Source organism: Sulfitobacter sp. SBS6 (genome assembly GCF_048285585.1).
Classification (GTDB): Bacteria; Pseudomonadota; Alphaproteobacteria; order Rhodobacterales; family Rhodobacteraceae; genus Sulfitobacter; species Sulfitobacter pontiacus.
Genome location: NZ_JBLWBA010000005.1, coordinates 669,781 through 683,004, shown reverse-complemented (window position 1 = coordinate 683,004; position 13,224 = coordinate 669,781). Strand labels below are relative to the sequence as shown.

The 13,224-nt window shown below is 60.5% G+C and carries 13 protein-coding genes; 9 read left to right on the top strand and 4 right to left on the bottom strand.

What is annotated here, in order from left to right:
• The first annotated feature begins 73 nt into the window (after positions 1-73).
• The 4 genes from hflK (at position 74) to ACNQ62_RS06725 (ending at position 4,761) form a co-directional block, all read left to right on the top strand.
• Positions 74-1,297, top strand: a complete 1,224-nt coding sequence (gene hflK / locus ACNQ62_RS06740) for an FtsH protease activity modulator HflK (RefSeq protein WP_418094476.1) — start codon at positions 74-76, stop codon at positions 1,295-1,297.
• Complete coding sequence (gene hflC / locus ACNQ62_RS06735; protein ID WP_009826613.1) at positions 1,297-2,208, top strand: protease modulator HflC; 912 nt, start codon at positions 1,297-1,299, stop codon at positions 2,206-2,208. The genes hflK and hflC overlap by 1 nt, the downstream gene beginning before the upstream one ends.
• Before the next feature lie 240 nt (positions 2,209-2,448).
• Entirely contained in the window at positions 2,449-3,933 is a 1,485-nt protein-coding gene (locus ACNQ62_RS06730; protein ID WP_037943900.1) for a DegQ family serine endoprotease, read from the top strand.
• 141 nt (positions 3,934-4,074) lie between these two features.
• Positions 4,075-4,761, top strand: a complete 687-nt coding sequence (locus ACNQ62_RS06725) for a TetR/AcrR family transcriptional regulator (RefSeq protein WP_235183770.1) — start codon at positions 4,075-4,077, stop codon at positions 4,759-4,761.
• Here ACNQ62_RS06725 and ACNQ62_RS06720 read toward each other — a convergent pair.
• Positions 4,758-5,168, bottom strand: coding sequence for a Fur family transcriptional regulator (locus ACNQ62_RS06720; protein WP_005852561.1), 411 nt, complete (start codon positions 5,166-5,168; stop codon positions 4,758-4,760). The genes ACNQ62_RS06725 and ACNQ62_RS06720 overlap by 4 nt on opposite strands.
• 146 nt (positions 5,169-5,314) lie before the next feature.
• Between ACNQ62_RS06720 and ACNQ62_RS06715 the strand changes: the two genes are divergently transcribed.
• Genes ACNQ62_RS06715 through ACNQ62_RS06700 form a run of 4 tightly spaced genes read left to right on the top strand, consistent with a single transcriptional unit; the run spans position 5,315 to position 8,840 of the window.
• A complete protein-coding gene (locus ACNQ62_RS06715; RefSeq protein WP_082896050.1) occupies positions 5,315-6,220 on the top strand; it encodes a metal ABC transporter substrate-binding protein in 906 nt (301 codons plus the stop codon).
• 12 nt (positions 6,221-6,232) lie between these two features.
• Positions 6,233-7,129 carry a manganese/iron ABC transporter ATP-binding protein gene (locus ACNQ62_RS06710; RefSeq protein ID WP_418094700.1) on the top strand — a complete coding sequence of 299 codons (897 nt, stop codon included), beginning with the start codon at positions 6,233-6,235 and terminating at the stop codon, positions 7,127-7,129.
• The gene (locus tag ACNQ62_RS06705) at positions 7,126-8,001 is read left to right on the top strand and encodes a metal ABC transporter permease (RefSeq protein WP_418094475.1); all 876 of its coding nucleotides are present in this window, start codon (positions 7,126-7,128) and stop codon (positions 7,999-8,001) included. Before ACNQ62_RS06710 ends, ACNQ62_RS06705 begins: the two co-directional genes overlap by 4 nt.
• Positions 7,998-8,840 (top strand): metal ABC transporter permease, encoded by an 843-nt coding sequence (locus ACNQ62_RS06700; protein ID WP_037943903.1) that lies wholly within the window; start codon positions 7,998-8,000, stop codon positions 8,838-8,840. The genes ACNQ62_RS06705 and ACNQ62_RS06700 overlap by 4 nt, the downstream gene beginning before the upstream one ends.
• Positions 8,841-8,860: 20 nt before the next feature.
• Here the strand turns inward: ACNQ62_RS06700 and ACNQ62_RS06695 are convergent, their stop codons facing one another.
• From ACNQ62_RS06695 to ACNQ62_RS06685, 3 genes are read right to left on the bottom strand one after another with little or no spacing between them, the layout of a single operon-like run.
• Positions 8,861-9,667: a carbohydrate ABC transporter permease gene (locus tag ACNQ62_RS06695; RefSeq protein WP_418094474.1), complete on the bottom strand. Its 807-nt coding sequence runs from the start codon at positions 9,665-9,667 to the stop codon at positions 8,861-8,863.
• Positions 9,667-10,539 carry a carbohydrate ABC transporter permease gene (locus tag ACNQ62_RS06690; protein WP_418094473.1) on the bottom strand — a complete coding sequence of 291 codons (873 nt, stop codon included), beginning with the start codon at positions 10,537-10,539 and terminating at the stop codon, positions 9,667-9,669. Before ACNQ62_RS06690 ends, ACNQ62_RS06695 begins: the two co-directional genes overlap by 1 nt.
• Before the next feature lie 21 nt (positions 10,540-10,560).
• Positions 10,561-11,316 carry a DeoR/GlpR family DNA-binding transcription regulator gene (locus ACNQ62_RS06685; protein ID WP_418094472.1) on the bottom strand — a complete coding sequence of 252 codons (756 nt, stop codon included), beginning with the start codon at positions 11,314-11,316 and terminating at the stop codon, positions 10,561-10,563.
• A 286-nt stretch (positions 11,317-11,602) separates the two neighbouring features.
• Here ACNQ62_RS06685 and glpD point away from each other — a divergent pair, with 286 nt between their 5' ends.
• Entirely contained in the window at positions 11,603-13,216 is a 1,614-nt protein-coding gene (glpD, locus tag ACNQ62_RS06680) for a glycerol-3-phosphate dehydrogenase (protein WP_418094471.1), read from the top strand.
• The last annotated feature ends 8 nt before the right edge of the window (positions 13,217-13,224 follow it).

Sequence of the window (13,224 nt, the reverse complement as noted above, 5' to 3'; positions counted from 1 at the left end):
ACTCTGCACAAGATAAAACCGCGTAGGCGGTTGGGATAGGGCCGCTGTAGCGGCCATACATAGGGAAGAATTAATGGCTGGAAATACAGGCGGTCCTTGGGGCGGCGGAGGAAACTCAGGCGGTGGGAACAATGGTGGCGACCGCAACCGGCCCGGAGGGCAGCGGCCCACCGGTGGTGGCGGGCGCGGTCCGGGTGGTGACAAAGGTCAGATGCCCGAGATCGACGATCTAGTGAAAAAGGGTCAGGAACAGCTGCGCGTCCTCATGGGCGGCAAAGGCGGCACCCGTAACTCCGGCGGCTCTGGCGGGAATGCGGGCGGCGCAGGCCCCAAGTTCACCCGCGGCACAGTGGGTCTGGGTCTGGTGGCGGCCGCTGTCGTCTGGGGGATGGCAAGCTTTTATACCGTGCGCCCTGAACAGCAGTCGATCGAGCTTTTCCTTGGGGAGTTTTCGGGCATCGGGACAGAGGGTCTGAACTTTGCCCCTTGGCCTTTTGTCACTGCCGAAGTCTTTGACGTGACCACCAACCGCGCCGAAACCATTGGCGCAGGACGCGGTGGCGACGACAACGAAGGGCTGATGCTGACCACGGATGAAAACATCGTCGATATCGATTTTCAGGTCGTCTGGAACGTAAAGAACGCCGAGAACTTCAAGTTCTCGCTGCGGGATCCGCAAATGGCGGTGCGTGCGATTTCTGAATCCGCCATGCGCGAGATCATCGCCCAGTCCGAGCTGGCACCGATCCTCAACCGTGACCGTGCCACCATCGAAGCCTCCGCGCGCGAGCTGATCCAGACCACGCTTGATAACCGCGAGACCGGGATCAACATCATCCGCGTCAACTTCAACAAGGTGGATCCGCCTAGCCAGACGGTCACCGTGACGGATGCAAATGGCAACACGACGCAAGAATCCGTCATCGACGCCTTCCGCGACGTGCAAGCTGCCGAACAGGAACGCGATCGGGTGGAACGTCAGGCTGACGCTTATGCCAACCGCCGCACCGCCGAAGCCCGTGGTGAATCCGCCCGTCTGCTGGAAGCCGCCGAAGGTTACCGCGCACGTGTGGTCAACGACGCCGTGGGTGAGGCAAGCCGCTTTGAAGCGGTATTGCAGGAATATGAAGCAGCACCCGATGTGACCCGTCGTCGTCTGTACATCGAAACCATGGAGAAAGTACTGGGAGACGTGGACAAGATTATCCTCGAAAACGGCTCTGACGGGACCGGGCAGGGGGTCGTGCCTTACCTGCCGCTCAATGAACTCCGCAACTCCAACCGAGGATCGAACTGATGCGTAAACTCAATATCCTCATCCCCGTGGTTGTGATCGCAGCCGTTGTCGCCCTGTCGTCGATCTTTATCGTGGACGAACGTGAACGCGCGCTGGTGCTGCGTTTCGGCCAGATCAAACAGGTGCGTGAAGACGCGGGCATCGGGTTCAAAATCCCGCTGCTGGACGAGGTCGTCCGCTACGACGACCGTATCCTGTCGCTTGAAACGCCGATGATCGAGGTCACCCCCGCCGATGACCGTCGTCTCGAAGTGGATGCCTTTGTGCTGTACCGCATCAACAGCGTGCGCCAGTTCCGTCAGGCCCTTGGCACCGACGGTGGCCGTCAGGCTGAAATCCAGTTGAACGGTATTCTTGACGGTCAGATCCGTGCGGTTCTGGGCTCGCAGGGGGTGACATCCAACACCATCCTGTCGCCCGAACGCTCTGCACTGATGGACCAGATCCGCGAACGTTCTGATGCGCGTGCGCAGGCGCTTGGTCTGGATGTGGTCGATGTGCGTTTGCGCCAGACCAACCTGCCAGAGCAGAACTTTGACGCGACCCTGCAGCGGATGATCGCTGAACGTGACCGCGAAGCGACCGATGAACGCGCCCGTGGCCGCGAGGCGGCGCAACGTGTCACCGCTCTTGCGGATCGTACCTACGAGGAAATCCTGTCGGAAGCCCGTCGTGACGCCCGTATCACCGAAGGTGAGGCCGACGCCGAGCGGAACAAGATCTTCGCGCAAGCCTATTCCAAGGATGCGGAGTTCTTTGAATTCTACCGCTCGCTCAGCGCCTACGAGCAAGCGTTGAAGGGCGAGAATTCTACCATGGTGATGTCGCCCGACAGCGAGTTCTTTAACTATCTCAAGTCGGACGAAGGCAGCCGCAGCCAACGCGCGACCACCACCGGGACCGGCAACTGATCCTATCCACGGTGCACGTTCAAACAGGGGCTGGCAGAAATGCCGGCCCTTGTTTCGTTTGGGGGGATGACCACAGGATCAACGGGATAAGGGGCGGCAATTTCGCATAGAAACCGAGGGTCGCGTTGACATGCGCGTGAGGATGACCATCTTTCACCTTGCAGCAGTGGGTTTGCAGATGCACTCTGCCAAGGACACACAAACGGGGTGTATCGCCCCTTATAAAACCGGAGTTGACGAATGCAGCCAAAGGCCGTTTCCCTGTCGCGTACCGACGCAATATCGCCCCAGATCAAATGGTTGATGATGGGTATGCTGGCGCTGGCTTTTGTCCTGATGCAGGCCGTGGTCGCACTGGCCAAACCCGAAAGCCTTGCGCCGCTTGCGGAAAAGATCAGCCCGTCGGTCGTGAATATCACCACCTCCACCACCGTTGAAGGGCGCACCGGCCCCCGTGGCATCGTGCCCGAAGGCTCCCCCTTCGAGGATTTCTTCAAGGAATTCCGCGACCGCAACAATGGTGGCGAAGCCCCCGCGCCACGCAAATCATCGGCGCTTGGGTCGGGGTTTGTTATCTCTGAAGACGGGTTCGTCGTGACCAACAACCACGTGATCGAAGGCGCGGACGAGATTACCATCGAGTTTTTCACTGGCCTTGAACTGAAGGCCGAAGTCATCGGCACCGACCCCAACACCGATATTGCTCTGCTTAAGGTTGAAGCCCCAAGTGCGCTGCCGTTCGTCAGCTTCGGCGACAGCAATGCCGCCCGCGTTGGTGACTGGGTGCTGGCCATGGGGAACCCGCTGGGGCAGGGGTTTTCCGTCTCGGCCGGTATCGTCTCGGCGCGCAACCGTGCTTTGTCGGGCACCTATGATGACTATATCCAGACGGACGCTGCCATTAACCGCGGCAACTCCGGCGGGCCGTTGTTCAATATGGATGGCGAAGTCATTGGCGTGAACACCGCGATCCTGTCGCCCAACGGCGGCTCCATCGGGATCGGTTTCTCGATGGCGTCGAATGTTGTGACGCGTGTTGTGAACCAGCTTAAGGAATTCGGCGAAACCCGTCGCGGCTGGTTGGGTGTGCGTATTCAGGACGTTACTCAGGATGTGGCCGACGCGATGGGGCTTGCCAAAGCGTCCGGCGCGTTGATCACCGATGTACCGGACGGCCCTGCCAAGGATGCGGGCCTGAAAACCGGTGACGTGATCCTCAGCTTTGCAGGGGTCGAGGTTGAAGACACCCGCGGTCTGGTCCGTCAGGTGGGTAATAGCACTGTCGGGGCCTCGGTCCGCGTGACTGTCCTGCGCGAGGGGAAATCCCAGACGCTCAAGGTCAAGCTGGGCCGCCGCGAAGATGCCGAAGGGGCAGGGGCGTCTGCTTCTGAGCCAGAGGATGAGGCAGAGCCCGAAGCGCCTGCGTCAAAGTCGGTGCTTGGTCTGACGATCACGCCGCTGACGGATGATCTGCGTACCGAACTTGGGGCGGATGATTCAGTCGAGGGTCTGGCCGTGACCGAGGTGGACGAGATGTCGGAAGCCTTCGAGAAAGGCCTGCGTGTAGGGGACATCATCACAGAGGCGGGGCAACAGCCGATCCTGTCCATCACCGATCTGGAGGACCGGATCACCGAGGCCAAAGACGGCGGCCGCAAGTCGTTGTTGCTGTTGGTGCGCCGCGCAGGTGACCCGCGCTTTGTGGCCTTGGGTCTGGGCGACTAAACCCGCCCCACATCGCTGGAAAAACGCTGCCCCCGTCGGTCCCCGTACCGGCGGGGGTTTTGCGTGGGGCGCGTCTGCACGCTGCCGGTTGTTTCGCATATCGAAAGCCGATAGGATTTACGTCAAATGAAGGACAGCCCCATGCACGACACATCCACGACGGCCATTCGCAGCGATCGGCTGTCTGCGCTGCGCACCCAAATGCTGGCAGAGGCGGAGATTACCAGCGTGCAGAACCAGTCGCTGATCCAAAGCCGCCGCGAACAGATTTGCGAGGCGGCCTTGTCGCTGTTTCTTGAAAAAGGCTTTGCCGCCACCACGATCCGCGACATCTGTGCGCGCTCGGGCGTCAATCAGGCCAGCATCTATGATTATATCGCGAATAAGAACGACATCCTGCGCCGCCTGCTGAACCAGCTGTGGTTCCGCGAGGACGTGTCGACGCTGCCGATCATCCTGCTGGATGAAAACCTGTCACTTGAGGACGCGTTCGAGAAATACTTCCGCGAAAGCTGGTCGATGAAACGGGATGGCACGCTGCTGGCCTATCGATGCGTGCCGCATATGCAGGCCGAAGACCGCCGCGCCCTGCACGCGCGCGAGTTTGCGGTGATGAAGGATCTGGCGGATCAGCTTGCCCCGCGTCTGGGGATGCACAGCGACGATCAACGGCTTGATATCGTTGCCAATCTGATGGTGTTCCTGTCAGCCTTTGGCCCGATGCGCGACTGGCTGATCCGTGATATCCCGGACGAGGTGATCCTGCGCACGATCTCGGCCGGTGCGGCGGCGATGGTCAGATCGCTTGCGGATCAGACACAGACTTAAAGCTTGCGGGCGCGAATGACCGTATGGTGGCTGACCAGCTCGTAGCCCATCTCGGCTGCGACACGATCCAGCAGCGTCGCGATCTCGGTCCCTGGAATCTCTACCAGATCCCCACTGTCGACATCGACCAGATGGTCGTGGTCCGTGTGGGGCATCATCTCGTAGCGGGCAGGGGCATCATCCAGCACCAGTTTGCGCACCAGCCCCGCGTTTTCAAGCACTGACATCGTGCGATAGACCGTGGCGACAGACACGGTGTCGTCCAGTCTGCGCGCCTTTTCATACAGGTCTTCGACATTGGGGTGATCGTCGGTTTCCGACAGCAGCGATACGATGGTTGTACGCTGTGGCGTGACCCGCAGGCCAGCTTCACGCAGCAATTGCTTGTAATCAGCGCTGTGGGTCAAACCGATGTCCTTTCTCGTCTGCCATCTTGTTACGCAAGATTCATCTTGCCCGCAAGTTTATGCGACCTATTCTTATTTGCATGTTTGACATATGCGACTAATTCGCATTTACATCTAGCGAACGCATTGGTCCTTGGAGGAACAGAATGAGAAAGAATGTGCTGGCGTCGGTTTTTGCTCCGGTTCTTGGTGTTGCAGCGATGGCGGGCGTGCCTGCGGTTGCGGCTGATTTCAAAGTCGTCACGACCTTTACGGTTCTTGCCGATATGGCGCAGCAGGTGGGCGGCGATGCGGCAGAGGTGGTATCGATCACCAAGCCCGGTGCCGAAATCCACGGCTATGAGCCCACCCCGCGCGATATCGTTGGCGCGGTGGATGCCGATCTGATCCTGTGGAACGGCATGAACCTAGAGCTGTGGTTCGAGCAGTTCATCTCGAACCTCGGGGATATTCCGTCGGCCACGCTGACCGACGGGGTGGAGCCGATTTCGATCGGGGAGGGGGAGTATGAGGGCAAGCCGAACCCCCACGCCTGGATGGGGCTGGATAACGCGCTGATCTACGTCGACAACATCGCGGCAGCTTTTACCGAACACGACCCTGACAATGCGGCGACCTATGCCGCCAATGCCGAAAGCTACAAACAGGAAATCCGCGATACGATCACGCCCCTGCGGGACCGGATTGCGCAGATCCCCGAAGACCAGCGTTGGCTGGTGACCTGCGAAGGGGCGTTCAGCTACCTCGCGCGGGATTTCGGGATGAAAGAGCTGTACCTCTGGCCGATGAACGCCGACCAGACCGGCACGCCGCAGCAGGTGCGCAAAGTCATCGATTCCGTGCGCGACAATGATATTCCGGTCGTTTTCTGTGAGAGCACGGTGAACACCTCGCCTGCAAAGCAGGTCGCGCGGGAAACCGGCGCGGCCTATGGTGGTGTGCTTTATGTCGATAGCCTCAGCACCGCCGAGGGGCCCGTGCCAAGCTATCTGGACTTGCTGCGCGTCACCTCGCAGACTGTCGCGGACGGGCTGGATGCAGGCCTGAAGTAAATGGATACCCCTATGCACCCCGCCTCCACCACGACCCCTGATGCCGGGCTTGCGCCCGATACGATCGGCATCAAGGCCACCGATGTGACCGTGACCTATCGCAACGGCCACACCGCGCTTTATGATGCCAGCTTCGAGATCCCGCGCGGTACGATCACGGCGCTGGTCGGGGTGAACGGGGCGGGGAAATCCACGCTGTTCAAGGCAATCATGGGCTTTGTGCCGGCCGCGCAGGGGCAGATCACCCTTCTGGGCAAGACCGTCAAACAGGCGTTGCGAGAAAACCTTGTGGCCTATGTCCCCCAGTCCGAAGAGGTCGATTGGGCCTTTCCGGTGCTGGTGCAGGATGTGGTAATGATGGGGCGCTATGGGCATATGGGGTTCCTGCGCCGTCCCAAAGCCGCCGATCATGCGGCGGTGGACGATGCCCTGCGCCGCGTCAACATGACCGAGTTCCGCCATCGCCAGATCGGAGAGCTGTCCGGCGGGCAGCGAAAACGTGTCTTTCTGGCGCGCGCCTTGGCGCAGAACGGGCAGGTGATCCTGCTGGACGAACCCTTTACCGGCGTAGACGTGAAGACCGAGGACCAGATCATCGACCTGCTGCGCGAGTTGCGCGACGAAGGGCGGGTGATGCTGGTGTCGACGCATAACCTGGGCTCTGTCCCGGAATTCTGTGACCGGACCGTCTTGGTCAAGGGCACGGTGCTGGCCTATGGGCCGACGGAAACAGTCTTTACCCATGACAATCTGGAAACGGCTTTTGGCGGGGTGCTGCGGCACTTTACCCTCGGGGGGCAAGACCTGCACGATGATGACGACGGGCGCGAGCTGCGGATCATCACCGACGACGAACGCCCCTTCGTGCATTACGGCGAACGCATCGACACTTCCGAGGACGACACATGATCGACCTGCTGCTAGAGCCGTTCAGCTATGATTATATGTTCAACGCCATGTGGGTGTCAGCGATGGTGGGGGCGGTTTGCGCCTTTCTGTCGTGCTATCTGATGCTCAAGGGCTGGTCGCTGATCGGCGACGCGCTGAGCCATTCTGTCGTGCCCGGTGTGGCCGGAGCCTATATGCTGGGGCTGCCCTTTGCGCTTGGCGCGTTTCTGGCGGGCGGCATGGCGGCGGGGGCGATGCTGTTTCTGTCGGGGCGGTCGGGGCTGAAGATCGACGTGATCATCGGCATCATCTTTACCGCATTTTTCGGCCTGGGCCTATTCATGGTGTCGCTATCGCCCATGTCGGTCAGCATCCAGACCATCATTATGGGCAATATCCTTGCCATCGCGCCGCAGGATATCGTGCAACTGGCGATCATCGGGGTTGTCTGTCTGACCGTGCTGCTGCTGAAGTGGAAAGACCTGATGGTCACCTTCTTTGACGAAAACCACGCACGCTCCATCGGGTTGCGGCCCGAGCTGTTGAAGGCGGTGTTCTTCATGCTGCTGTCGGCGGCGGTGGTGGCGGCGATGATGACCGTCGGGGCCTTTCTGGTGATCGCCATGGTCGTGACACCGGGGGCGACGGCCTATCTGCTTTGTGACCGTTTCCCGCGGCTGATCATCGTATCGGTGCTGATCGGCACGATCACCAGCTTTCTGGGGGCCTATGCCAGCTATTTTCTGGACGGGGCGACAGGCGGGGTGATCGTCACGCTGCAAACCGCGATCTTCCTGCTGGCCTTTGTCTTTGCGCCCAAACACGGTGTGCTGGCCGCGCGGCGCAAGGCTGCGGCGGCGCTCAAATCCTTGCGAGACGGGGTGGCCCTATGATCGAGACGTTGCTGTTTCCCTTCCAGTTTCCCTTCATGCAGAACGCTTTCTGGATCGTCCTGCTGGTCGCCCCGCCGACGGCATTGCTGTCATGCTTTCTGGTGCTCAAAGGCTGGGCCTTGATGGGCGATGCGGTCAGCCATGCGGTCCTGCCGGGGGTCGTGCTGGCCTGGATTACGGGGCTGCCGCTGATTGTAGGGGCCTTTGCCGCGGGCATGTCCTGCGCGATGCTGACCGGATACCTGAGCTATAACAGCCGGATCAAACAGGACACCGTAATGGGGGTCGTTTTTTCTGGCATGTTCGGGATCGGCATCATCATGTACACCTCGATCACCACGAACCAGCATCTGGATCACGTGCTGTTCGGCAATATGCTGGGCGTCGGCGCGCAGGATCTTTGGACGGCGGGGCTGATCTCGGCCTTTGTGACGGCGTTTCTGGTGCTCAAGTGGAAAGATCTGCTGCTGCACGCCTTTGACCCCGCACAGGCGCAGGCCAGTGGGCTGCACACGGGGTTCTTGCACTATGGGTTGCTGGCGGTGTTGTCGCTGACCATCGTGGCGACGCTGACGGCGACGGGGCTGATCCTTGCGGTGGCGTTGCTGGTCACACCGGGGGCGATTGCCTTTCTGGTGGTGCGCAGCTTTGGCCCGATGCTGATCGTATCTGTGCTGGTCTGCCTGTTGTCGATGTTCGCGGGCGTGTACGCCAGCTTCTTTCTGGATAGCGCACCGGCTCCGACAATCGTGTTGATCCTGACGGTGATCTTTGTCCTGGCCTTCATCAACCGTTTGCTGGTGACGCGCCGCACCTCGCGTCAGGCGGCACGGGGGTAGCCTTGAAGGGGAGGGCGGCCCTAGACCCGCCCGACCTTGAACCCGCGGGACAGATGGTTGCGCATGGCAAACAGCAGCAATGCGCCGGGCAACATAGAGGTCAGCGTAAAGGCCATGACCATCCCGATATCCGTCTGAAAGCCGAACATCGCGCTGAGCGCCATAGAGATCGGCTTGCCATTGGTGGTGGTCAGGATGCGGGCAAAGACGACTTCTACCCAGCTGAACATAAAGCAGAAAAACGCAGTCACCGCGATGCCGGGCGCGATCTGCGGCAGCAGGATTTTCCAGATATAGCGGGGGCGCGAATAGCCATCAAGGAACGCCGTCTCGTCCATCTCGCGCGGGACGGCGGCGATGAATCCCTGTAGAATCCAGATCGATACCGGCAGGTTGAACAGACAATGGGCCAGCGCGATGCCGGTGACCGAGTTGACGATGCCAAGCACCGAGAAAAGCTGGAAGATCGGCAGGGTCAGCACCACCGGCGGGGTGATGCGAAAGGCGATGAAGCTGAAGAACAGGTGTTTGTCCCCCAGAAACGACAGCCGCGCAAAGGCAAAGGCCGCGGGCAGGGCGACGGGGATGGTGATCGCGATATTGATCAGCACATAGGCGACTGAATTGCCAAAGGCCGCGCGCAAGCTCGGGTCGGCCCAGATGGCGCGATAATTGCGCAGCGTCGTCTCGCCCAAGCTCAGCCCGTCCTGCGACAGCGTCGCGGTAAAGCTCAGCACCGTCATCTGCACCAGCGGCAGGATAGTAAAGAGGATGAACGCCCCCAGCAGCGCCAGTTTGATCACGGGCCATGCCCGACGCGGTATCATCACGGCACCCCCGGTTTGGGATCGTCAAGCTTGGCCTGCACCTTGGTAAAGACCCATGCGACCGACAGCACGATCAGAAAATATAGCACCGACCGCGCGGCCGAGGGGCCGTAGTTGAACGCCTTGATCTCCTCGCCCAGATCGACGGCCAGAAACAGGCTGGCCTCGGCCGGGCCGCCGGCATTGATCGGAAAGGCCTCGGTGTAGATCATGAAACTGTCCATGAACCTCAACAGCACCGCCATGAGCAGCACATGCTGCAACCGCGGCAGCTGGATGTGGCGTAACACCTGCCAAGGGCGCGCCCCATCGATGGCGGCCGCCTGATAAAGCGGATCGGGGATGGTGGTCAGCGCGCTATAGGCGAGGATGACCACAAGGCTGGTCCAGTGCCACGTGTCCATTGCCAAGATCACCACCCAGGTCAGCACGGCGCTGTCCTTCCACGCGGCAGGCCAGCCGTAGCCCGCCAGCCACTGCCCCAAAATACCTGTGTCGTCGTTCATCAGGCTCAGCCAGAGCGCAGGGATCATATTCCACGGTACGAGCAGCGGCAGCGACAGCACAGCCAAGGCCGCCCCCGCCCAGATCCGTCCGCGCGGGATGCACAGGGCCAGCGCGATCCCCAGCGGGATCTGGATGCACAGCACGAAGGTCGAGAACAGCGCGCTGCGCCCGAAGCTTGCCCAGAAACGCGGGGCGGTGATCAGGTCGCGAAACCATTCGGTGCCGATCCAGAAGCGCGATTGCAGGGTGAAAATCTCGAAGAACGAATAGTTGATGACGGTGACCAGCGGGATCAGCCCGACCACCCCCAGCAAGAGGCAGGCGGGGGCGACAAAAAGCCAGCCGCGCGGGTCATGCTGCTTCATGGGGTTAAGTCCATACTCGGGTCAGGTGGTCACAACCGAGGTGCCCCAGCCCGCGCATTCCGCCTTCAGCGCATCGGGCAGGCGGTGGTCGGTGAACAACGTGTTCACATCGCGCAGCGAACAGATCGTCAGCGGGGCCTTGCGCTGGAACTTCAGGTGGTCGGCCACGACCATCACCGTGCGTGACCGCCCGATGGCGGACCGGCTGACCAGCACCTCTTGCCCGTCGAAATCCAGCAGATCGCCGTCCGCATCAATGGCAGAACAACCCAGAACCGAGAAATCGAACTTGAACTGTTTGACCATCTCGGCAGTCAGCCCGCCCACCATGCCACCATCCGCACGGCGCAAGACGCCGCCTGTCAGGATGATCTCGCAGCTTTGGTTAGCGGCGAGGATATTGGCGATGTTGAGGTTGTTCGTCACCACCAGCAGGTTTTCGTGATGCAGCATTTCCTGCGCGACTGCTTCGGTACTGGTGCCGATGTTCATGAACACCGACGCCCCATGCGGTATAGCCTGCGCGCAATGTTCGGCGATGGCGCGTTTGCCTTCCTCGTTCAGGCGGCGGCGTTCGTCATAGACGATATTCACCACCCCCGACGGGATCACCGCGCCGCCATGCACCCGTTCCAGCTTGCCGCTTTCAGCAAGCTCGGACAGGTCGCGGCGGATGGTCTGCACGGTGACATTATACGCCTCTGCCAGCCCGTCGACGGTGACTTTGCCGTCCTTGCGCGCCAGCTCCAAAATCTCGCGCTGTCTGAAATTTGACATAGATCCCCCCGTCTTTGGCTGGGGATGCCCAAGATTTCTGCACGCCCGACCAAAACTTACAATCTACGGAAAGCGAAGCACGTCAAGGCCGCGAATCGTGGTATATCGTCTGTAGGGCGCAGAAATGCGCGTCAGGCGAAGGATTAATGCGCCTAAAATCAAGGCTATAGTCGAAAACGAAAAGAAACGAACGTTCGATCTTGAAAAACGAAGGGGCTTGGTGTCTTTTGTCACGACGTCCCGCAAACCGAGCTGCGAGGCGCGAAAATGATGCGGGGAGGCTTCATTGAGCCAGCTTGAAACAGAACACAGCGTCGATCTCTTTGTGATCGGCGGAGGGATCAACGGCTGCGGCATTGCACGCGACGCCGTGGGCCGTGGGTTTACCGTCGAGCTGGCAGAGATGAACGATCTGGCCTCGGCAACATCCTCGGCCTCGACCAAGCTGTTTCACGGTGGGCTGCGCTATCTGGAATACTGGGAGGTCCGCCTTGTCCGCGAGGCGTTGATCGAACGCGAAACCCTGCTGAAAGCGATGCCGCACATCTCTTGGCCGATGCGGTTTGTGCTGCCTTATCATAAGGATATGCGGTTCGAGGGGGATACGCCCACCTCAAAGCTTCTGAACGTGTTCATGCCGTGGATGAAGGGGCGTCGCCCTGCGTGGCTGATCCGCTTGGGTCTGTTCATGTATGACAATCTGGGCGGGCGGCAGATCCTCAAGGGGACGACCGCGGTCGATCTGACGCAGGCCCCCGAGGGGGCACCGCTACAGGACAAGTTCGAAAAGGCCTATGAGTATTCCGACTGCTGGATCGAAGACAGCCGTCTGGTGGTGCTGAACGCTCGCGACGCCCAAGCCCGTGGTGCGCGGATCAACACCCGCACCAAAGTTGTTTCTGCCGAGCAGGTCGACGGCATGTGGCAAGTCACGCTGGAACCGAAAGACGGCGGCCCCCAACGCGTGGTACAGGCCAAGATGCTGGTCAACGCCGGTGGCCCGTGGGTGGAAAACGTGATCCGCAACACCGTGCGCATCAATTCCTCGGAAGGGGTGCGGCTGGTGCGGGGCAGCCATATCGTGACGCCCAAGCTTTATGACCACGACAAATGCTACTTCTTCCAAGGCGAAGACGGGCGCATCATCTTTACCATTCCTTACGAGACGGATTTTACCCTGATCGGCACCACAGATGCCGACCACACGGATGTGTCCGAAAAGCCGGTCTGCACCCCCGAGGAGCAAGATTACCTCGTGCGTTTTGCGTCCAAATACCTGAAAAAGCAGATCACCACCGACGATATCGTCTGGACCTACTCCGGTGTGCGCCCGCTGTATAACGACGGGGCGAGCTCTGCCACGGCGGCGACGCGGGATTATGTGCTGAAGGTCGATACATCCGCCGGTGCGCCGGTGCTGAACGTCTTTGGCGGCAAGATCACCACCTACCGCCGTCTTGCCGAAAGCGCGCTAGAGAAGATCCAGCCCTATTTCGCCAATGACGCCAAACCCTGGACGGCGGGTGTCGCCTTGCCTGGCGGCGATTTTCCGGTAGACGGCGTGGCGGCGTTGAAACAAGAGTTGCAGGACCGCTACGGCTTTTTGACCCATCGTTGGGCGGATCGTCTGGTCAAAGCCTATGGGCGCGAGGCATTTGATGTCTTGGGCGACGCGCAAACTGCGGCAGATCTGGGGCGTGATTTCGGTGCGACCCTGACCGAGCGTGAGGCCAAGTGGCTGATCGACAAGGAATTTGCCCGCACCGCTGACGACATCATCTGGCGCCGGTCCAAACTGGGCCTGCGGCTTGACGCGGATGAATTGAACACGTTGGAAGCATGGATGGTGGAAACCACCGCCACGCCCGCCGACAACACTACAGCCGCCACTGGCGCGTGAAGGGGAGA